The organism is Streptomyces sp. BBFR2, assembly GCF_044497305.1.
GTDB lineage: Bacteria > Actinomycetota > Actinomycetes > Streptomycetales > Streptomycetaceae > Streptomyces.
Genome location: NZ_CP172415.1, coordinates 5,597,501 through 5,617,518 on the forward strand (window position 1 = coordinate 5,597,501; position 20,018 = coordinate 5,617,518).

The 20,018-nt window shown below is 72.9% G+C and carries 15 protein-coding genes and 2 rRNA genes (1 of these 17 cut by a window edge); 14 read left to right on the top strand and 3 right to left on the bottom strand.

The window, feature by feature from the left end:
- From ACGH2B_RS22810 to ACGH2B_RS22825, 4 genes are all read left to right on the top strand, one after another.
- A 23S ribosomal RNA gene (locus ACGH2B_RS22810) occupies positions 1–2,982 on the top strand; it begins 140 nt to the left of the window's first position.
- Between the two features lie 114 nt (positions 2,983–3,096).
- Positions 3,097–3,213, top strand: a 5S ribosomal RNA gene (gene rrf, locus ACGH2B_RS22815).
- Positions 3,214–3,925: 712 nt separating this feature from the next.
- Positions 3,926–4,501 (top strand): hypothetical protein, encoded by a 576-nt coding sequence (locus tag ACGH2B_RS22820; protein WP_399097412.1) that lies wholly within the window; start codon positions 3,926–3,928, stop codon positions 4,499–4,501.
- Positions 4,429–5,367 (top strand): hypothetical protein, encoded by a 939-nt coding sequence (locus ACGH2B_RS22825; protein WP_399097233.1) that lies wholly within the window; start codon positions 4,429–4,431, stop codon positions 5,365–5,367. Before ACGH2B_RS22820 ends, ACGH2B_RS22825 begins: the two co-directional genes overlap by 73 nt.
- A 731-nt stretch (positions 5,368–6,098) precedes the next feature.
- Here ACGH2B_RS22825 and ACGH2B_RS22830 read toward each other — a convergent pair.
- Positions 6,099–7,364, bottom strand: a complete 1,266-nt coding sequence (locus ACGH2B_RS22830) for a DUF1015 family protein (RefSeq protein WP_399092961.1) — start codon at positions 7,362–7,364, stop codon at positions 6,099–6,101.
- Positions 7,365–7,528: 164 nt separating this feature from the next.
- On the opposite strand from ACGH2B_RS22830, the gene ACGH2B_RS22835 reads away from it, so the two are divergent.
- Positions 7,529–8,554, top strand: coding sequence for an HAD-IIA family hydrolase (locus tag ACGH2B_RS22835; protein ID WP_399092964.1), 1,026 nt, complete (start codon positions 7,529–7,531; stop codon positions 8,552–8,554).
- Positions 8,555–9,212: 658 nt separating this feature from the next.
- Here the strand turns inward: ACGH2B_RS22835 and ACGH2B_RS22840 are convergent.
- Positions 9,213–10,232, bottom strand: a complete 1,020-nt coding sequence (locus ACGH2B_RS22840; RefSeq protein ID WP_399092967.1) for an ABC transporter substrate-binding protein — start codon at positions 10,230–10,232, stop codon at positions 9,213–9,215.
- 71 nt (positions 10,233–10,303) lie between these two features.
- Between ACGH2B_RS22840 and ACGH2B_RS22845 the strand changes: the two genes are divergently transcribed.
- From ACGH2B_RS22845 to ACGH2B_RS22855, 3 genes are read left to right on the top strand one after another with little or no spacing between them, the layout of a single operon-like run.
- Positions 10,304–11,350, top strand: a complete 1,047-nt coding sequence (locus ACGH2B_RS22845) for a FecCD family ABC transporter permease (RefSeq protein WP_399097236.1) — start codon at positions 10,304–10,306, stop codon at positions 11,348–11,350.
- Positions 11,347–12,423: a FecCD family ABC transporter permease gene (locus tag ACGH2B_RS22850; protein ID WP_399092970.1), complete on the top strand. Its 1,077-nt coding sequence runs from the start codon at positions 11,347–11,349 to the stop codon at positions 12,421–12,423. The genes ACGH2B_RS22845 and ACGH2B_RS22850 overlap by 4 nt, the downstream gene beginning before the upstream one ends.
- Positions 12,424–12,465: 42 nt before the next feature.
- Entirely contained in the window at positions 12,466–13,278 is an 813-nt protein-coding gene (locus ACGH2B_RS22855; protein ID WP_399092973.1) for an ABC transporter ATP-binding protein, read from the top strand.
- Here the strand turns inward: ACGH2B_RS22855 and ACGH2B_RS22860 are convergent.
- Entirely contained in the window at positions 13,262–13,609 is a 348-nt protein-coding gene (locus ACGH2B_RS22860; protein ID WP_399092976.1) for a sterol-binding protein, read from the bottom strand. The genes ACGH2B_RS22855 and ACGH2B_RS22860 overlap by 17 nt on opposite strands.
- 96 nt (positions 13,610–13,705) lie before the next feature.
- On the opposite strand from ACGH2B_RS22860, the gene ACGH2B_RS22865 reads away from it, so the two are divergent.
- The 6 genes from ACGH2B_RS22865 to ACGH2B_RS22890 all read left to right on the top strand — a co-directional run bounded on the left by ACGH2B_RS22865 (position 13,706) and on the right by ACGH2B_RS22890 (position 19,959).
- Positions 13,706–14,113, top strand: a complete 408-nt coding sequence (locus ACGH2B_RS22865) for a hypothetical protein (protein ID WP_399092979.1) — start codon at positions 13,706–13,708, stop codon at positions 14,111–14,113.
- Positions 14,114–14,119: 6 nt separating this feature from the next.
- A complete protein-coding gene (locus tag ACGH2B_RS22870; RefSeq protein WP_399092982.1) occupies positions 14,120–14,935 on the top strand; it encodes a TlyA family RNA methyltransferase in 816 nt (271 codons plus the stop codon).
- 59 nt (positions 14,936–14,994) lie between these two features.
- Positions 14,995–15,873: an NAD kinase gene (locus ACGH2B_RS22875; RefSeq protein WP_399097239.1), complete on the top strand. Its 879-nt coding sequence runs from the start codon at positions 14,995–14,997 to the stop codon at positions 15,871–15,873.
- Between the two features lie 141 nt (positions 15,874–16,014).
- Positions 16,015–17,742 carry a DNA repair protein RecN gene (recN, locus tag ACGH2B_RS22880; protein WP_399097242.1) on the top strand — a complete coding sequence of 576 codons (1,728 nt, stop codon included), beginning with the start codon at positions 16,015–16,017 and terminating at the stop codon, positions 17,740–17,742.
- A 28-nt stretch (positions 17,743–17,770) separates the two neighbouring features.
- On the top strand, positions 17,771–18,589 hold the full coding sequence (locus ACGH2B_RS22885; protein ID WP_399092985.1) for a hypothetical protein: 819 nt from the start codon (positions 17,771–17,773) through the stop codon (positions 18,587–18,589).
- A gap of 227 nt (positions 18,590–18,816) precedes the next feature.
- Positions 18,817–19,959 carry a glycosyltransferase family 4 protein gene (locus ACGH2B_RS22890; RefSeq protein ID WP_399092988.1) on the top strand — a complete coding sequence of 381 codons (1,143 nt, stop codon included), beginning with the start codon at positions 18,817–18,819 and terminating at the stop codon, positions 19,957–19,959.
- Positions 19,960–20,018: the final 59 nt, after the last annotated feature.

Genomic DNA, 20,018 nt, shown 5'->3' on the forward strand with positions numbered 1-20,018 from the left:
ATGGGCTGTCACCCGCTGCTGAACACATAGGCAGTGTGGAGGGAACGCGGGGAAGTGAAACATCTCAGTACCCGCAGGAAGAGAAAACAACCGTGATTCCGGGAGTAGTGGCGAGCGAAACTGGATGAGGCCAAACCAGTCACGTGTGATACCCGGCAGGGGTTGCGTGGTTGGGGTTGTGGGATCTCTCTTTCACAGTCTGCCGGCTGTGAGGCGAGTCAGAAACCGTTGGTGTAGGCGAAGGACATGCGAAAGGTCCGGCGTAGAGGGTAAGACCCCCGTAGCTGAAACATTGACGGCTTGCTTGAGAGACACCCAAGTAGCACGGGGCCCGAGAAATCCCGTGTGAATCTGGCGGGACCACCCGTTAAGCCTAAATATTCCCTGGTGACCGATAGCGGATAGTACCGTGAGGGAATGGTGAAAAGTACCGCGGGAGCGGAGTGAAATAGTACCTGAAACCGTGTGCCTACAAGCCGTGGGAGCGTCGCACAAGGACTTGTCCTTGTGTCGTGACTGCGTGCCTTTTGAAGAATGAGCCTGCGAGTTTGCGGTATGTTGCGAGGTTAACCCGTGTGGGGGAGCCGTAGCGAAAGCGAGTCCGAATAGGGCGTTTTAGTAGCATGCTCAAGACCCGAAGCGGAGTGATCTAGCCATGGGCAGGTTGAAGCGGAGGTAAGACTTCGTGGAGGACCGAACCCACCAGGGTTGAAAACCTGGGGGATGACCTGTGGTTAGGGGTGAAAGGCCAATCAAACTCCGTGATAGCTGGTTCTCCCCGAAATGCATTTAGGTGCAGCGTCGTGTGTTTCTTGCCGGAGGTAGAGCACTGGATAGGCGATGGGCCCTACCGGGTTACTGACCTTAGCCAAACTCCGAATGCCGGTAAGTGAGAGCGCGGCAGTGAGACTGTGGGGGATAAGCTCCATGGTCGAGAGGGAAACAGCCCAGAGCATCGACTAAGGCCCCTAAGCGTGTGCTAAGTGGGAAAGGATGTGGAGTCGCAGAGACAACCAGGAGGTTGGCTTAGAAGCAGCCATCCTTGAAAGAGTGCGTAATAGCTCACTGGTCAAGTGATTCTGCGCCGACAATGTAGCGGGGCTCAAGCACACCGCCGAAGTCGTGTCATTGCCATATGAGCCCTAACGGGTGTGGTGATGGGTAGGGGAGCGTCGTGTGCCGGGTGAAGCAGCCGTGGAAACGAGTTGTGGACGGTTCACGAGTGAGAATGCAGGCATGAGTAGCGATACACACGTGGGAAACGTGTGCGCCGATTGACTAAGGGTTCCTGGGTCAAGCTGATCTGCCCAGGGTAAGTCGGGACCTAAGGCGAGGCCGACAGGCGTAGTCGATGGACAACCGGTTGATATTCCGGTACCCGTTGTGAAGCGTCAAACATCGAGCCCATTAATGCTAAGGCCGTGAAGCCGCCCTGATCTCTTCGGAGTTGAGGGGAGTGGTGGAGCCGCTGACCCAAGGTGGTAGTAGGTGAGTGATGGGGTGACGCAGGAAGGTAGTCCAGCCCGGGCGGTGGTTGTCCCGGGGTAAGGGTGTAGCCCGTCATCTAGGCAAATCCGGATGACATGGTGGGTGAGACCTGATGCCGAGCCGATTGTGGTGAAGTGGATGATCCTATGCTGTCGAGAAAAGCCTCTAGCGAGTTTCATGGCGGCCCGTACCCTAAACCGACTCAGGTGGTCAGGTAGAGAATACCGAGGCGTTCGGGTGAACTATGGTTAAGGAACTCGGCAAAATGCCCCCGTAACTTCGGGAGAAGGGGGGCCATTGCTGGTGATCGGATTTTCTCCGTGAGCTGGTGGTGGCCGCAGAGACCAGCGAGAAGCGACTGTTTACTAAAAACACAGGTCCGTGCGAAGCCGTAAGGCGATGTATACGGACTGACGCCTGCCCGGTGCTGGAACGTTAAGGGGACCGGTTAGTCATGATTCGTCATGGCGAAGCTGAGAACTTAAGCGCCAGTAAACGGCGGTGGTAACTATAACCATCCTAAGGTAGCGAAATTCCTTGTCGGGTAAGTTCCGACCTGCACGAATGGCGTAACGACTTCTCGACTGTCTCAACCATAGGCCCGGTGAAATTGCACTACGAGTAAAGATGCTCGTTTCGCGCAGCAGGACGGAAAGACCCCGGGACCTTTACTATAGCTTGATATTGGTGTTCGGTTCGGCTTGTGTAGGATAGGTGGGAGACTGTGAAGCGGCCACGCCAGTGGTTGTGGAGTCGTTGTTGAAATACCACTCTGGTCGTGCTGGATGTCTAACCTGGGTCCGTGATCCGGATCAGGGACAGTGTCTGGTGGGTAGTTTAACTGGGGCGGTTGCCTCCTAAAGGGTAACGGAGGCGCCCAAAGGTTCCCTCAGCCTGGTTGGCAATCAGGTGTTGAGTGTAAGTGCACAAGGGAGCTTGACTGTGAGACTGACGGGTCGAGCAGGTACGAAAGTAGGGACTAGTGATCCGGCGGTGGCTTGTGGAAGCGCCGTCGCTCAACGGATAAAAGGTACCCCGGGGATAACAGGCTGATCTTCCCCAAGAGTCCATATCGACGGGATGGTTTGGCACCTCGATGTCGGCTCGTCGCATCCTGGGGCTGGAGTCGGTCCCAAGGGTTGGGCTGTTCGCCCATTAAAGCGGTACGCGAGCTGGGTTTAGAACGTCGTGAGACAGTTCGGTCCCTATCCGCTGTGCGCGTAGGAGTCTTGAGAAGGGCTGTCCCTAGTACGAGAGGACCGGGACGGACGAACCTCTGGTGTGCCAGTTGTTCTGCCAAGGGCATGGCTGGTTGGCTACGTTCGGAAAGGATAACCGCTGAAAGCATCTAAGCGGGAAGCCTGCTTCGAGATGAGGGCTCCCTCCCACTTGATGGGGTAAGGCTCCCAGTAGACGACTGGGTTGATAGGCCAGATATGGAAGACCGGTAACGGTTGGAGTTGACTGGTACTAATAGGCCGAGGGCTTGTCCTCAGTTGCTCGCGTCCACTGTGTGGTTCCCGGGTTGCGAACAGTCGCAATCGCTGGTTGAACCAAGTTTCACCTTTTAATTGAAGAGTGTGCTTGTTCGCTAGAACCCGATAGGGTTTCGGTGGTCATTGCGTTAGGGAAACGCCCGGTTACATTCCGAACCCGGAAGCTAAGCCTTTCAGCGCCGATGGTACTGCAGAGGGGACTCTGTGGGAGAGTAGGACGCCGCCGAACAATATTTCAGGACCCTTGGTCCCAGCGTTCATGCTGGGACCAAGGGTCCTTTTTGTTTTTCCCGAAGCGCGCCGAAGTGGTCGGTGCGTGAGAATGACTGCAGTACCGAAGACAGGAGTCACGTCGATGTCCACCAACTCTTCCGACGATCGTTCGGAGCGCCGTCCGCAGCGGCGCGATGACGGCGACCGCGGTGGTTTCCGGCGTGATGACCGGGGTCCGCGACGTGACAACGACCGTGGCGGGCGCCCGTCCGGTGGCGGGTACGGCCGGCGGGATGACCGTTCGTCCGGCGGTGACCGGGGCGGATTCCGCCGTGACGACCGCAGGGATGAGCGCCGTGATGACCGGGGTGGCGACCGCGGTGGGTTCCGTCGCGATGACCGGCGGGACGACCGGGGTGGATTCCGGCGGGATGACCGTTCGTCCGGTGGCGAGCGTGGGGGATTCCGTCGGGACGACCGGCGGGATGAGCGCCGTGATGACCGCGGGGGTTTCCGTCGTGACGATCGCGGTGGTGACCGTGGGGGGTTCCGGCGGGATGAGCGTCGTGACGACCGCCGTGATGACCGGGGTGGCGACCGCGGTGGGTTCCGCCGTGACGAGCGGCCGTCGTTCCGGCGGGATGACCGTCCCTCCGGTGGTGACCGTGGGGGCTTCCGGCGGGACGACCGCAGGGACGACCGGGGCGGGGACCGCGGTGGGTTCCGCCGTGACGATCGTCGTGATGAGCGGCGTGATGACCGTTCGTCCGGTGGCGAGCGGGGCGGCTTCCGTCGGGACGACCGGCGGGATGAGCGCCGTGATGACCGCGGGGGGTTCCGTCGTGACGATCGCGGCGGTGACCGTGGGGGGTTCCGGCGGGATGAGCGTCGTGACGACCGCCGTGATGACCGTGGTGGCGACCGCGGTGGGTTCCGCCGTGATGACCGCCGGGACGACCGTGGCGGCGATCGCGGTGGCTTCCGGCGGGACGACCGTGGTGGTGACCGCGGTGGCTTCCGGCGGGACGACCGTGGTGGTGACCGTGGGGGCTTCCGGCGGGACGACCGTCGCGATGACCGGGGCGGCGACCGTGGTGGGTTCCGGCGGGATGACCGGCGGGACGACCGTGGGGGTTTCCGGCGGGATGATGAGCGGGGGCGGCGGCCTTATGGGGCCGGGCGTGGGCGTGAGGAGCGGCGGGATGACCGTCGGGACGAGCGGCGGGAGCCGATCAAGCGGCTGCCGATTCCCGATGACGTCACCGGTGACGAGATCGACAAGGATGTGCGGCAGGAGCTGCTGAGCCTGCCGAAGACGCTTGCCGAGGATGTCGCCAGGAACCTCGTCATGGTGGCGAAGCTGCTGGATGAGGACCCGGAGCGGGCGTACGGGTACTCGCGGGTCGCGCTGCGGCTGGCGTCGCGCGTCGCGGCGGTCCGGGAGGCGGCGGGCTTCGCCGCGTACGCCGTCGGTAAGTACAGCGAGGCGCTGGCGGAGTTCCGGGCGTCGCGGCGGATGACCGGCAGCGTGGAGCTGTGGCCCGTCATGGCGGACTGCGAGCGCGGTCTGGGCCGGCCGGAGAAGGCCATGGCGATGGCCGGTGAGCCCGAGGTGGCGAAGCTGGACAAGGCCGGGCAGGTCGAGATGCGGCTGGTGGCCGCGGGTGCGCGCCGGGACATGGGGCAGGCGGAGGCCGCGGTGGTGACGCTGCAGAGCCCCGAGCTGGCGTCGAACGCCGTGCACCCGTGGACGGCGCGGCTGCGCTACGCGTACGCCGACGCGCTGCTGGCCGTCGGCCGGGAGGACGAGGCGCGCGACTGGTTCGCCAAGGCGCTGGAGGCCGACCAGGGCGGGACGACCGACGCGTCGGACCGGCTGGCGGAGCTGGACGGGGTGGAGTTCACCGACGCGCTGGACGAGTCGGCGGACGACGAGGACGGCGCGGAGCCCGCGGACGTGCGGGCGGAGGACCGGGACGCGGCCGCGGCCGGTGCCGAGGACGTCGTCGACGCGGCGGTCGATGTGGCCGACGAGGACGCCGGTGAGGTCATCGAGGCCGGTCAGGAGCGTGCCGAGGACCGTGCGGACGGTGCCGGGGAGGCCCCTCAGGGCGGTACCGGTGAGGACGGTCCGGGGCGTGCGGAGGACGGTGAGCCCCGGAAGGGCTGAGCCGGTGGCGCGTCGCGGATGACGTGATGGACGGAGGGCGGGATCCCGTGAGGGTCCCGCCCTCCGTGCATGGTGGGGTCACCGGGGGCGCGGGCCGGGCGCCCACGTTCGGGGGTGTTTTCCGGGCGGCGGTGCCGGGCCGGCGAGGCGATTGCCGGGGGGCGGCTCGGGAGGTTCGTGGCTGAGGGCTTGCGGGGCGGGGTGTAGCTGCCCGGCGCCTTCGCGGGCGCGGGCTGGGGGACCGCTCGCCCTGGGTGCACCGCCGGGGTTGGGCGGCGGACGAGACTGCCCCGCGGCCTGACCGGCGTACGGGCGCGCCTTGGGGCGGCGGCCCCCGGCGGTATGGGCGTCTCTCCGGGGCTGACCAGCGGACGGGCGTGCCCACGGTCTGACCGGCGTACGGGCGCGTCTCGGGGCAGGCGGCCCCCGGCGGTACGGGCGTCTCTCCGGGGCTGACCAGCGGACGGGCGTGCCCACGGTCTGACCGGCGTACGGCGCGTCTCGGGGCAGGCGGCCCCTGGCGGTACAGGCGTCTCTTCGGGGCCTGACCAGCGGACGAGAGCGGCCCTGGCCCAGATGCCCTGGGCCCAGATCAGCGTACGAGCGTGCCCCCGGCCTTGGGCGTTGACCAGCGGTAGCGGCGTACCCCTGGGCACGCCCCCTGCCCGGGAGGAACCACAGCGCCCAGGGCGGACCGGGCCGTAACGCCTGAGGTGCCGCTGCTCGCCTGGTCAGTGGTGGGGGGAGTCCAGGGTGCGGAGGACCAGGCCGGTGGCGGGTTTGGGGCCGAAGGAGGTGGATTTGCGGGGCATGGTCACGCCTTGGCGGGCCAGGTGGCGGACGGTCTCCTCGGTGGCGGCGCGCATGAGGACGGCGGTGCCGCCGTGGCGGGCGGCCTGGGCGAGGGCGGCCTCGGTGTGGTGCAGGTAGCTGATGTCCGCGGGGTGGTCGGGGACGCGCCAGACCGTGTCGAGGAGGACGGAGTGCAGGACGGTGGCGTCGAGGGTGCGCCAGCGTTCCGGGCGGTCGCCGCGTACCGCTTCCTTCAGCAGGCGCGGGTCGGGGCGGTCCAGCAGGTGGAAGGTGCCGGTGCCGTCGGTGAGGACGAAGGCGTTGCCCGGGGTGTTCTCCAGCGCGGCGAGGGCGGCGGACGCGTCGCCCTCCAGCGGGCGGGCGCGGAAGGCGTCGCCGAGCCGGGCCAGTGCCTCGGCGGGCGGCAGATGCGGCAGCACCCGGTGGATGGCACGGACCTGGAGCGGGTGGCGGGCGGTGTCGACGAGCAGCACCAGACCGGAGGCCCAGGGGGAGTCCGGGCCGGTGTCGGCGGCCTGCTGGTGGAGGCGCTGGTAGGTGGCCCAGCGGTGGTGGCCGTCGGCGATCAGGGCCTGCCGGCCGGCCAGGTCCGCGTCGATCGCGGCGAGTTCGGCCGGATCGGTGACGGCCCACAGCCGGTGGGTGAAGCCGTCCTCGGTGGTGGTGGCGAGCAGCGGGGCGCGCCGGACGGCGGTCTCGATGACGGCGGTGGCGCCGGTGACCGTGCCGTCGCCGCGGTAGGCGAGGAGCAGCGGTTCGAAGTTGGCGGCCGCGGCGCGCATCAGCTCCGCGCGGTCCTCGACGACCTCGGGGATGACGTCCTCGTGCGGCAGCACCGGGCCGTCCAGCCGCAGCGAGCCGATCAGCCCGCGCTGGAGGATGTCGCCGCTGCGCTGCTCGTAGACGTAGAGCGCGGGGTGCGGGTCCGGGGCGAGGACGCCCTCGGCGCGCCAGCGGGCCAAGGTGGCGGCGGCCTGCCGGTGCCGGGTGGCCGGGTCGGCGGCCTGGGGGAGGATCAGCCGCACGATGTTGTACGGGTCGGCCGTCTCCAGCAGCCGGACGCCGTCGGGCCGGACCACGACGTCGTACGGGGGAGAGGTGACCGCGGTGAGACTGCTGATCCGGTCCGGGGCGTAGCGCAGTCCACGGAACGGGAGGAGGCGGAGGCCGTCGGTATCGGTCATTGGAAAATGCTAAGGCGCCCACCGCGTACGGGATGATCGGGGGCGAGCCTGGAAATGGCTGGATGTATCGGTGGTCCGTGGCGCGGGCCGCGTGGTGGGGCGGACGGGACGTGAGGGTCCGCGCCGGGGCGCGGTGCGGTGCGGGCGGTGAGGAGCGAAGCGGTATGACGGAGCGGATGCGCGGGCGGCCCGACGGGTGCGGGCGGGCGCTGAGCGCGGAGTACGACACGGCGTTGCTGGACCTGGACGGGGTCGTCTACTCCGGGGGCCTGGCCCTGCCGCACGCCGTGGACGCGCTGACCGCGGCGCGCGAGGGCGGGATGCATCTGGCGTATGTGACCAACAACGCGGCCCGCACCCCGCAGACGGTCGCCGGGCAACTGGCCGGATTCGGGTTGCCGACCGAGGCGTCGGACGTGGTCACCTCGGCGCAGGCGGTGGCCCGGTTGATCGCCGAGCAGGTGCCGGCGGGCTCGCGGGTGCTGGCCATCGGCGGTGAGGGGCTGCGGGTGGCGCTGCGGGAGCGCGGGCTGGAGCCGGTGGAGTCCGCGGACGACGATCCGGCGGCGGTGGTGCAGGGGTTCGACGCGGGCGTCGACTGGGGGCGGCTGGCCGAGGCGGCGTACGCGGTGCAGCGCGGGGTGCCGTGGTTCGCGTCCAACACGGATCTGACGATCCCCCGGGAGCGGGGGATCGCGCCGGGCAACGGCGCGCTGGTCGAGGTGGTGCGGGCCGCGGCGGGCGGGGCGCCGCAGGTGGCGGGGAAGCCGCAGCCGCCGATGCACCGGGAGACGGTGCTGCGGACCGGTGCGCGCCGTCCGCTGGTCGTCGGGGACCGTCTCGACACGGACATCGAGGGTGCCTTCAACGGCGGGGTCGACGCGCTGCTGGTCCTCACCGGCGTCACCACGCCCGCCGGGCTGCTCGCCGCGCCGCCGCCGCACCGGCCCGCGTACGTCGACGCCGACCTGCGCGGACTGCTGGTGCCGCAGCCGGCGGTGGTGCCGGACGGCGACGGGTTCCGGTGCGGTGGTCTGCGGGCGGTGGCCCGCGACGGCCGGTTGGAGGCCGGGGGTGAGGGCGCCCCGCTGGACGGTCTGCGGGCGCTCTGCGCGGCGGCGTGGACGGCGGCGGGCGACGGTGCGTACGCGGGTGAGGTGGAGCAGGCGCTGCGGGCCGTGGGGATGTGAGCGCGGGGCGGGCCGGGCGGCTGCCGGTCGGCGCCTCGGGTACCGGCTTCCGCCGGGCACGCGGCGCGTCCGGCCCGGCGGCCCCGTGCATCGGGCCCGGCGCCCGCCTCGTGTCCGGCCTGGCGCCCGCCGTGCGTCCGGCCTGGCGCCCGCCTCGTGCCCGGGCGTCGGGTCCGGCGCCCCCGTGCCTCAGGTCCGGCGCGCCCGCCTAGTGTCGGGCGCCGGGCGGTCTGGCTGTCCCTCGTCACGGTGGCGCTGTGCGCGGTCTTCGCCGCACGTCCCGTGTCCGGGCGTCGGGTCCGGCGCCCCCGTGCCTCAGGTCCGGCGCGCCCGCCTAGTGTCGGGCGCCGGGCCGCCTGGCTGTCTGACGCTCCGCCCGCCGTTCCCCGTACGCCCCGCGGGTTTCCGCCGTACCTGCCCGGGCCGGGTGCTCGCCCCGTGCCTGAGGGTGGCGCGGGCGGCCCCGCACCGGTCCTCGCGCGGCCGATCCCGTACCGCTTCGCGCCGGTCCGGCCGCGCGTCCGGCCCGCGCTCGGCCCCGCGCCCGGGCGCTCATCCCGCCCACGGGCTCCAGGCGGCCCCGCGTACCCGGCCCAGGTGCTCGTCCCGAGCCCGGGCGTCGAAACGGCTCGGCCCGGGGGCGCCCCGTGCGTTCCTCTCAGCGGACCTTCTTCGCGTCGCGGATCGCCTTGGTGAGCTGCTCGATGAGGGGGGTGGCGCCGGCGTAGGAGAAGCGGGGTTCGCTGGACCAGGGGGTGATCTGGTCGGCCTTGACGGCGGGGAGCTGGGACCAGGAGGGCTTGCTCGCCAGGTCCTTGGGCTGGAGGGTGGCGGTGCGGTTGTCGAGCAGGAGCACGTCCGCGCGGTACTTGTCGGCGTTCTCCCAGCTCAGGGACTCGAAGTAGCCGCCCTTGTCGAGGTGGTCGGGGACGATGACGTCCACGCCGAGCGACTTGTAGTACATGAGGTCGGCGTTGATGCCGGGGTTGGACGCGTAGAAGAGGTCGGCGCTGCCGGAGCAGGCGAGGACCTTGACGGGGTTGGCCTTGGCGGCGGCGCGCAGTGCGGCGCTCGCCTTCTCGAAGCGGGCCTTGGCGTCGGTGACGCGCTTCGCCTTGAGATCGGCGCCGAGCGCTCCGGCCAGCTCCGCGTACCGTTCGATGATCTTGACGAGCGGGGTGCGGGAGGAGGTCAGCGCGATGCTCGGGGCGAGCTGGTTGATCTTGTCCTTGCGGTCGTCGGGGACGAACCACAGGGCGCCCGGCTCGTACATGTTGGTGATCAGCAGGTCGGGGCGCAGGCCCGCGTACTTCTCGACGCTGAACTGGCCGTAGGCGTTGCCGATGATGGTGACGTCGTCGACGTCGAGGCCGCCGGCCTGCGGGTCGGGCTTGCCGTTCGTCAGCTTGGTCGGGCCGAAGACGCCGACGAGGCGGGTGTCCGCGCCGAAGTCGTGGAGGGCCGCGGCGGTGCCGGTGAACGCGACGATGCGCTGCGGGGTGTGATCCAGTGTCACCTTCTTCTTGCGGTCGTCGGTGAACGACCAGGTGCCGCCCGCCGCCCCGGAGCCCTTGCCGCCACCGCCACCGCAGGCGGCGAGGAACGCGCCGATACCGACGGCGCCGCCGGCGGCGAGGACGCCGCGTCTGGACGGGGTGAGGGGGCGGGAGGTGCGCATGGGAGGTGCTTCTTCCTGGAAGGGGCGGGGGGATCAAGAGGTATGAGGGTAGGCTAACCTAACTCTTCGTGTTGGTAGACAGTCCCCCCGAAACCGCCGCGGCCTCGGCGGCGGTGACGCCGTCGCGGCGTCGTACGACGCGCCTCGCGGGGCTGGTCGCCGCCCTCGCCGCGCTCGCCGTCCTGACCGCGCTCGGCCTCGCCGTCGGCGCCAAGCAGATCCCCCTCGACCAGGTCTGGCACGGCCTCTTCCACTATTCCGGCACCGACACCGACGTCATCGTCCACGACGTCCGGATGCCCCGTACCCTCCTCGGGCTCGCCGTCGGCGCGGCCCTCGGGCTCGGCGGCGCCGTCATGCAGGCACTGACCCGCAACCCCCTCGCCGACCCGGGACTGCTCGGCATCAACGCCGGTGCCGCGGCCGCCGTCGTCACCGCGATCAGCGTCCTCGGCATCACCTCGCTCACCGGCTACGTCTGGTTCGCCTTCCTCGGCGCCGCGGTCGTCTCCGCCGCCGTGTACGTCCTCGGCGGGACCCGGGGCGCCACGCCCGTACGGCTCGCCCTGGCCGGTACCGCGCTGACCGCCGTCCTCATCGGCTACACCAACGCGGTCAACCTCCTGGACTCCGCGGCGCTGGACAGGATGCGGTTCTGGACGGTCGGTTCGCTGGCCACCGCCACCCTGCCGACGTTCACCCGCATCGTGCCGTTCCTCGCCGCCGGGGCGGTCCTCGCGCTGCTGCTGGCCCGGCCGCTCAACGCCGTCGCGCTCGGCGACGACCAGGCCCGCGCGCTCGGCGCCCGGCTCACCCGCACCCGGATCCTGGCGATGTGCGCGGTCACCCTGCTGTGCGGCGGCGCCACCGCCGCGTGCGGGCCGATCGTCTACGTCGGGCTGATGGTGCCGCACGCCGTCCGCGCGCTGACCGGGCCCGACCTGCGGTGGATCCTGCCGTACTCGGCGGTCCTCTCACCGGTGCTGCTGCTCGGCGCGGACATCCTCGGACGGATCGCCGCCCGGCCCGGTGAACTCCAGGTCGGCATCGTCACCGCCCTCCTCGGCGGACCGGTCTTCATCCACCTCGTACGGCGCCGGAGGACGGCTGAGCTGTGAACACCCCCGTGACCTGCGCGCCGGACGACCGGCGCCCCCGGCGCACCACCACGCTGCGCACGCCCGGCGGTCTGTCGCTGCGGCTCGACGTCCGCGCCGTCGCCGCCGGGGCGGTGCTGCTCGCCCTCGCCGCCGCCGCTGCCGTCGCGCTCATCGGCTCCGGAGACTTCCCGCTGACCCCCGCCGAGGTGCTGCGGGCGCTGACCGGCGGCGGGGACGCCGGGCAGCGGTTCATCGTCCGTGAACTGCGGCTGCCGCGCGTCCTGGTGGGACTGCTGGTCGGCGCCGCGTTCGGCATCGCCGGGGCGGTCTTCCAGACGGTCTCGCGCAATCCGCTGGGCAGCCCGGACGTCCTCGGCTTCGGCCAGGGCGCCTCCGTCGGCGCGCTCTTCGTCATCGTGTATCTGCACGGCGGCACCTTCGCCGTCGCCGCCGGCGCGGTCACCGGCGGCATCGTCACCGGCCTGCTGATCTTCCTGCTGGCCTGGCAGCGCGGCATCCACGGCTACCGCTTCGTCCTCGTCGGCATCGGCGCCGCCGCGATGCTCTACGCGCTCGTCCTCTACCTGCTGACCAAGGCGAACATCGTCGAGGCCACCAGCGCCACCACCTGGATGACCGGCTCGCTCAGCGGCCGCGACTGGTCCCACGTGTGGCCGCTCGCCGCCGTCTGCGCCGTCCTCGTCCCGCTGACCCTGGCGTACGGGCGGCCGCTGCGGATGCTGGAGATGGGCGACGACGCGGCGAGCGCGCTCGGCGTCCGCGCCGGGCGGGTCCGCGCCGTGACGCTGCTCGCCGCCGTCGTGCTGGTCGCCGCCGCGACCGCCGCCGCCGGGCCGATCGCCTTCGTCGCGCTGACCGCGCCGCAGCTCGCCCGGCGGCTGACCCGCGCGCCCGGGCCCAACCTGCTGCCGTCCGCCGCGATGGGCGCCGCCCTGCTGGTCGGCGCCGACTGGGCGACGCAGCGGCTCTTCGGCGCCGACCAGCTCCCGGTCGGCGTCCTCACCGGCGCCCTCGGCGGCGGCTACCTCGTCTGGCTGCTGGCCACCGAGCGCCGCGCCGGACGGATCTGACCGCGCGCCGCCCGACCCGACAACACCCCCAGGAGCCCTGAAGTGAGCCGTCTCGCGGCCGAGCACCTCACCCTCGCCTACGACCGCCGGGTCATCGCCGGTGACCTCTCGGTGGAGATCCCCGACCACTCCTTCACCGTCATCGTCGGCCCCAACGGCTGCGGCAAATCCACCCTGCTGCGCGCCCTGTCCCGGATGCTCAAACCCACCGAAGGCCAGGTCCTGCTGGACGGCGCGGCGCTCTCCTCGTACCCGGCGAAGCGGATCGCCCGCACCCTCGGGCTGCTGCCGCAGTCCTCCGTCGCGCCCGACGGCATCACCGTCGCCGACCTCGTCGCCCGCGGCCGCTACCCGCACCAGGGCGTCCTGCGCCAGTGGTCACGCGAGGACGAGCGGGTCGTACGGGAGTCGATGGCGGCCACCGGCATCGGCGACCTCGCCGGGCGGTACGTCGACGAACTCTCCGGCGGCCAGCGCCAGCGGGTGTGGATCGCCATGGCACTCGCCCAGCAGACGCCGCTGCTCCTCCTCGACGAGCCCACCACCTACCTCGACATCCAGCACCAGATCGAGGTCCTCGACCTCTGCGCCACCCTCCACGAGGAACAGGGCCGCACCCTCGTCGCCGTCCTCCACGACCTCAACCACGCCGCCCGCTACGCCACCCACCTGATCGCGCTGAAGGACGGCCGGGTCGTCGCCGAGGGCGCGCCGTCGGACATCGTCACCGCGGAACTGGTCGAATCCGTCTTCGGACTGCGCTGCCAGGTGATCGACGATCCGCAGACCGGCACCCCGCTGATCATCCCGGCCGCCCGCGCGGCCCGGCGCACCGCCGCTACAGCAGCTTCCTGAGCCGCAGCAGATCCCGCACCCCGGCCTCCAGCCGCACCCGGCCGCGGCCCCAGGCGCGGGCGAAGTCCAGCCGGCCGTCCACCAGGGCGATCAGATCGTCCCCCGACATCGCCAGCCGGATCTCGGCCTTGTACGGCGGCGGCCCCGGCACGCTCCGCACGTCCTCGATGGTGCCGTGGGCCAGCCGGCCCAGGAACGTGACGTCGGGGTCGGTGAGGCGGCAGCTCAGCGAGCGGTCGAGCGCGGCGGCGCCGCGCACCTCGCCGTCGGCGCCGGAGAGGTTCCGGGCCAGCCGGTCGAGCGCCGCGCGGCACTGGTCGAGAGTTGCCATCGCCGCCGACGATAGCCCCGCGCCCCGCCGGTCCGCCGCCGCGGCGCCCCGGCGGACCGGCGTGGCGGGCCCGCCGTTCGCGGTAGCGTCAAGGGCATGCACGAGCCGACGCCGGGAGCCCCCGTGGAGCCGAACGCCGCCGACGGAACCGGCGCCTCCGCAGAGCCGGAAGCCGCCGCCGGGACCGGCACTCCCGATGGACCCGGGGTCCCCGACGGACCTGGCGCCCCCGCGGAGCAGGCAGCCGCCGACGGGACCGGCACCGCCGACGACCCCGCCGCCCCGCGGCCGCTGGGCATCGCCCCCGACCCGACCGGCGAGCCCGCCGTGGACGGACCGCTGCGCCGCCTGGCCGACGCCGACCACCTCGCCGTCGGCGCGCATCTCGCGGTGTACGAGGATGTCCACCGCGGGCTGCGTGACGCGCTGGCCGCCCTCGACCAGAACCCCGGGCCGCCCGCCCCGGCCGCCCACGGCACGACGAAGAACGACAACAGGAGCTGAACCACGGTGGCAGGAGTGGCACGACGCCGACTCGACGCGGAGCTGGTGCGCCGCAAGCTGGCCCGCTCGCGCGAGCACGCCGGTCAGCTCATCGCCGCGGGACGGGTGACCGTCGGCGGCACGACCGCGACCAAGGCCGCCACCCAGGTCGCCACCGGCGCCGCCGTGGTCGTCCGCGAGGACGCGAGCGACCCGGACTACGTCTCGCGCGGCGGCCACAAGCTCGCCGGCGCCTTCGCGGCGTTCGTCCCCCTCGGGCTCGAGGTCGAAGGCCGCCGCGCCCTCGACGCCGGGGCCTCCACCGGCGGTTTCACCGATGTGCTGCTGCGCGCCGGGGCCGCCCACGTCGTCGCCGCCGACGTCGGCTACGGCCAGCTCGCCTGGTCCCTGCAGAGCGACGAGCGGGTCACCGTCAAGGACCGCACCAACGTCCGCGAGCTGACCCTCGACCAGATCGACGGTGTCCCCGTCGACCTCGTCGTCGGCGATCTCTCCTTCATCCCGCTGGGCCTGGTCCTGCCCGCGCTGACCGCCTGCACCGCGCCCGGCGCCGACCTCGTCCTGATGGTCAAGCCGCAGTTCGAGGTCGGCAAGGAGCGTCTGGGCAGCGGCGGGGTGGTGCGCAGCCCGGAGCTGCGCGCCGAGGCGGTCCGTGCCGTCGCCGCCCGCGCCGCCGAGCTGGGGCTGGGCGTTCTCGGCGTGACGGCCAGCCCGCTGCCCGGGCCCTCCGGCAACGTCGAGTACTTTCTGTGGCTCCGCGCCGGGGCGCCCGCACTCGACCCGGCGGATGTCGACCGTGCAGTGGCGGAGGGGCCGCGTTGACCACCACACAGGCAGTACAGGAGAGCGCACCGCAGCAGGGCGAGGACAGGGCACGGACGGTGTTCCTGCTCGCCCATACCGGCCGCCCGGCGGCGATCCGCAGCGCCGAGCGCGTCGTGACGGGGCTGCTGCGCCACGGCATCGGCGTCCGCGTCCTCGCCGAGGAGGCGGCCGATCTGCCGCTGCCCGACGCCGTCGAACGCGTCGCGTCCCGGCAGAGCGCCGCCGAGGGCTGTGAACTGCTCGTCGTCCTCGGCGGGGACGGCACCCTGCTGCGCGGCGCCGGTTTCGCCCGCACGTCCGGGGTGCCGATGCTCGGCGTCAACCTCGGCCGGGTCGGCTTTCTCGCCGAGGCCGAACGCGACGACCTCGACAAGGTCGTCGACCGCGTCGTCACCCGCTCCTACGAGGTCGAGGAGCGGATGACCCTCGACGTCCTGGTCCGGAACAACGGCAGCATCGTGCACACCGACTGGGCGCTCAACGAGGCGTCCGTCGAGAAGGCGGCCCGGGAGCGGATGCTGGAGGTCGTCACCGAGGTCGACGGCCGTCCCGTCTCCCGCTTCGGCGGCGACGGCGTCGTCTGCGCCACCCCCACCGGCTCCACCGCGTACGCCTTCTCGGCGGGCGGGCCGGTCGTCTGGCCCGAGGTGGAGGCGCTGCTGATGGTGCCGATCAGCGCCCACGCGCTCTTCGCCAAGCCGCTGGTGACCTCGCCGACGTCGGTGCTGGCGGTCGAGGTGCAGCCCAAGACGCCGCACGGTGTGCTCTGGTGCGACGGGCGCCGCAGCGTCGAACTGCCCGCCGGCGCGCGCGTCGAGGTCCGCCGCGGCGCCGTCCCGGTCCGCCTGGCCCGGCTGCACCACGCCTCCTTCACCGACCGGCTGGTGGCGAAGTTCGCCCTGCCGGTGGCGGGCTGGCGCGGCGCCCCGCACTGACGCCCGCGCCCGGTAACGGGCGGTACCGGGACGATCCCGGGCGTGGCGCGGGCCGGGCGGCCACCCCGGCGGGTGGCCGGGGCGGGAGTCCGTCGCGAGGGGGCCGGTGGACCTCGTAAGGTCGTATCCGTGTTGGAGGAGATGCGGATCCGGTCCCTGGGTGTCATTGATGACGCCGTAGTCGAGCTGTCCCCGGGCTTCACGGCGGTGACGGGTGAGACGGGCGCGGGCAAGACCATGGTCGTCACCAGCCTCGGCCTGCTGCTCGGCGGGCGCGCCGACCCCGCGCTGGTGCGGATCGGCGCCAAGGCGGCGGTCGTCGAGGGGCGCCTGACGATGGACGCCGCGGCGCCCGCCGCGGTCCGTGCCCAGGAGGCGGGCGCCGAGCTGGACGACGGGGCGCTGCTGATCAGCCGCACCGTCTCCGCCGAGGGCCGCTCCCGCGCCCACGTCGGCGGCCGGTCCGCCCCGGTCGGCCTGCTCGCGGAGCTGGCCGACGAGCTGGTCGCCGTGCACGGCCAGACCGATCAGCAGGGGCTGCTGCGCCCGGCCCGCCAGCGCGAGGCCCTGGACCGCTACGCCGGGGACGCCGTCGCCGCCCCCCTCGCCCGTTACGCCGCCGCCCACCGGCGGCTGCGCGCCGTCGCCACCGAGCTGGACACCCTGACCACGCGGGCCCGCGAACGCGCCCAGGAAGCCGATCTGCTGCGCTTCGGGCTGGAGGAGATCGCCGCCGTCGAACCGCAGCCCGGTGAGGACACCGCGCTCGCCGCGGAGGCTGAACGTCTCGGCCACGCCGAATCCCTGGCCGGCGCCGCCGGTGCCGCGCACGCCGCGCTGGCCGGCAACCCGGAGGACCCCGAGGGCGTGGACGCCGCCACCCTCGTCGCCGGGGCGCAGCGCGCGCTGGACGCCGTCCGCGCCCACGACCCGCAGCTCGCCGCGCTCGCCGAGCGGGTCGGCGAGATCGGCATCCTGATGGCGGACGCGGCGGGCGACCTCGCCGGGTACGCCGACGGGCTGGACGCCGACCCGCTGCGGCTCGCCGCCGTCGAGGAGCGCCGCGCCGCGCTGACCCATCTGACCCGTAAGTACGGCGAGGACATCGACGCGGTCCTGGCGTGGTCCCAGGAGAGCGCGGAGCGGCTGGCCGAACTGGACGGCGACGACGACAAGATCACCGAGCTGACCGCCGAACGCGACGCTCTCCGCACCGAACTGGGCGCCCTGGCCCAGGAGTTGACCGACGCCCGGACGGCCGCCGCCTCCCGCTTCGCCGCCGACGTCACCGCGGAGCTGGCCGAACTCGCCATGCCGCACGCCCGGGTGAGCGTCGACATCCGCCAGACCGAGGCGGCCGAGGAGAGCGAGGGCATCGTGGTCGGCGGCCGGTCCGTCCTCCACGGTCCGAGCGGCGCCGACGAGGTCGAGCTGCTGCTCGCCCCGCACCCGGGCGCCCCGCCCCGCCCGATCTCCAAGGGCGCCTCCGGCGGCGAACTCTCCCGCGTGATGCTCGCCGTGGAGGTCGTCTTCGCCGGTTCCGACCCCGTCCCGACGTACCTCTTCGACGAGGTCGACGCGGGCGTCGGCGGCAAGGCGGCGGTGGAGGTCGGCCGCCGCCTCGCCCGCCTCGCACAGTCCGCGCAGGTCGTCGTCGTCACCCACCTCCCGCAGGTCGCGGCCTTCGCCGACCGTCAGTTGCTGGTCGCCAAGACCCACGACGGCTCGGTCACCCGCAGCGGCGTCACCGTCCTGGAGGGCGAGGATCGCATCCGCGAACTCTCCCGCATGCTGGCCGGTCAGGAAGATTCCTCCACGGCCCGCGCCCACGCCGAGGAACTGCTGGAGACGGCCCGTACGGGACGGTGACGACGGACCGCCGGCCGAGGGGAGCGGGATGAACGGGGAACGGGCGTTCCGCGCGGACGGCCGGGGGAGCGGGGCGCACGCGCCGGTCACGGACGGCCGGAGGGACGGGGCGCGGGCCATCCGCGCGGACGGCCGGGCGGCGGCGCTCGCGGGCGCGGTGGCCGTCACCCGTGCCGGGTACGCGGCGGTGCGCCGCCGGCCGCCCGGGGGCGCGGCGCGGTGGCGGCGCACCAACCATGCCGGGCGCCCGGTGACGCTGTACGCCGGGCCCGCCACCGCCCTCGGCGCCGCCTGCGCGGTGGCCGCCGCCCCGGGGGCGCCCCGGGCCCGCGCCGCCGCGGCTCTCACCGTCCTCGCCGCGGGCGTCTGCGGCGCGGTGGACGATCTGCGTGCCGCGGGCGATCCGCGGCGCGGCTTCCGGGCCCATCTCACGGCGCTCGCGCACGGTGAGGTGACCACCGGCGCGGTCAAGCTGTTCGGTATCGGCGGTGCCGGGCTCGCCGCCGGGGCGGTGCTGCGGCGGCGGCCGGCCGACGCGCTGCTCGCGGGCGTCGTGGTGGCCGGCAGCGCCCATCTGGTGAACCTCCTCGACGTCCGGCCCGGCCGCGCCGCCTGCGCCGTCCTCGCCCTGGGGGCGCCGGGCCTGCTCGGCGGCGGCCCCGCGGGGCGGGCGGCGGCCGCCCCGGTGGGCGCCGCGGCGGCCGTCCTCGCCGCGCACGCCGCCGCGCTGGTGGCGGCGGCGCTGGTGGGCGACCGCCGGACCCGCTCGCCCGGCCCGGCCCCGGCCGGGCACCGGGGAACGGGCGTTCCCTCCCCCATGGGGGTGGTCCAGGGGTCGGGCGGGTGAGACATCCCACCTGAACGGCGGGCGAACGGTGCGGAATTGACGCGCGCGGCCTGGCATCCTGGTGCGCGGTGCCACGGCGGGCGCCACGCCCCGCCCCCCGCGCGCGCCCCCGGAGCCCGCAGGCTCCCCGCGCGCCCCCTGTACACCTTCCGGTGACCCGCCGGTGTGCGCTCCGCCCGACCGTTCCGCCGTACGGATCCCAGCCCGCCGACCCAGGAGTTCCCGCCGTGACCCGTACGCCGTCCCCGCCGCCCGGCCGGGCGCCACTGCGCGCGGTCCAGGTGCTGGGCCACGGCGCCGCGGGCAGCGCCGCCCACGTCCGCGCGCTCACCGCCGGCCTGATCGCCCGGGGCGTCCGGGTCACGGTCTGCGCCCCGCGCCCGGTCGAGGAGGCGCACGGCTTCGCCGCGGCCGGGGCCCGGTTCGTCCCGGTGGCGGCGGGTCCGGCCGCGCTCGCCGCGCTGCGCGGCGCCTTCCGCGACGCCGACGTGGTCCACGCCCACGGCGTACGGGCCGGGTCGAGCGCCCTGCCGGTGCTGCGGACCGTGCGCGGCGCGCGCGGCGACCGCCTGCCGCTCGTCGTCACCTGGCACACCGCGGCCCGCGCGGCGGGCGCGCTGGTGCGGCTGCGGGAGCGGCGGCTGGCGCGCGCCGCCACCGTCGTCCTCGGCGCTCGCGCCGGGCTCGTCGACCGCGCCCGCGAGCGCGGTGCCCGCGATGCCCGGCTGGCCCCGCTCGCCCCGCCGGGCCCCCGGCCCGCCGATGACGGCACCACCGACCGCGGGCACCACAAGGTCCGGGCCGAACTGGGCGCGGTGGACCGCCCGTTGCTGCTCGCCGCCGGACCGCTGGAGGAGCGCCAGGAGCACGATCTGCTGCTGGACGCCGCGCACGCCTGGACCGCGCGTGAGCCCTGCCCGCTGCTGGTCGTCGTCGGTGAGGGCGCCCGCCGCGCCGCCCTCCAGCGCCGGATCGACATCGAGGAGTTGCCCGTCCTCCTCGCCGGAGACCGCGCCGACCTGCCCGAAATCCTCGCCGCCGCCGATGTGGTGGCCGTCCCGGGCCGCTGGGAGGCCCGGCCGCCGCTCGCCCTCCAGGCTTCGGCCGCCGGGACGCCGCTGATCGCCGCCGCCACCGAGGAGCTGCGCGAACTCCTCGGCCCCGCCGCCGAACTGATCCGCCCCGGCGACGCGGTCGCCCTCGCCCGCGCGGTCTCGGGCCTCCTCGACGACCCGGACCGCCGCGCCGCCCTCGCCGCCGCCGGCCCGCTCCGGGCGGCCGACTGGCCCACCGAGGATGCCGCGGTCGCCCAGGTCCTGAGCGTCTACGACGAGGTGGCCCGCCCCGTCCGTCCCCGCACCCCGGCCTGATCCGGCACCGCCCGGCGCCGTTACGGTGACCCGGACGGAACGGCGGGTGCGCGGGCCCC